Annotated in this window: 1 protein-coding gene; it reads right to left on the reverse strand. The window is 38.3% G+C overall.

Annotation, left to right across the window (positions count from 1 at the left end):
• Nucleotides 1-140 precede the first annotated feature (140 nt).
• The gene (locus Q4586_RS13990) at nucleotides 141-653 is read right to left on the reverse strand and encodes a hypothetical protein (RefSeq protein ID WP_303530018.1); all 513 of its coding nucleotides are present in this window, start codon (nucleotides 651-653) and stop codon (nucleotides 141-143) included.
• Between the last annotated feature and the right edge of the window lie 28 nt (nucleotides 654-681).

The raw sequence follows: 681 nt of genomic DNA on the forward strand, positions 1-681 counted from the left end.
AACGGTCTCGTATAACCGTCAGTTACGGGTTTATATGCGTTAATTTTCGGTTGAGAGCTAGCCTTAGCAATTCCGAGTGGATTCGGACGTAGTCGAATCCGCCGTAATTGCGGTTATACATTGTTGGCAGTTCGTTTTTTTTATCCAATTTCAAATATGTCATTAATAATTCGGTTGACTGTATTCTTTGTTCTTGGCACACTGTCGGTTTCTAGATATTTTTTCAGTCCGTTTGCAATTCTTTCCAGTTTAGGATTGTCCATAAGTTTTGGTCTTAATTCTCGCATCCAAAGCGACTGATTTAATCTTTCGCCTAGAGTTGTACAGAACATTGTAGCGTCAAGAGCAACCAAACTCCAAGGTCTTCCCGTTTCAAGCCACTTTTCAGCTCTTTCCCAAGTGAAATTCGAGCTAGCAGATAAATGTCCCCAATCTTGTGTCACATTTTTCACTCTATCCACGTTTTGTTCTACCCAATCTAAAACGGGTTCATATTTGAGAAAATTAAGTGGTACCATAAATTCAGTCAAGTAGCGATTCTCACATTCGTTAAGTTCGGACGTGATTAATTCAAAAGCACCTTTGGTATCGTGCTTTTCAATTATTTCTTCCATTCGGATTTGAAAATTTTCTACTTTTTCTCTATCGTACATTTAGAGTGAGTTTAAATGACTGCCAACG

It is taken from the genome of Tenacibaculum soleae, assembly GCF_030549005.1.
GTDB classification, from domain to species: Bacteria; Bacteroidota; Bacteroidia; order Flavobacteriales; family Flavobacteriaceae; genus Polaribacter; species Polaribacter soleae.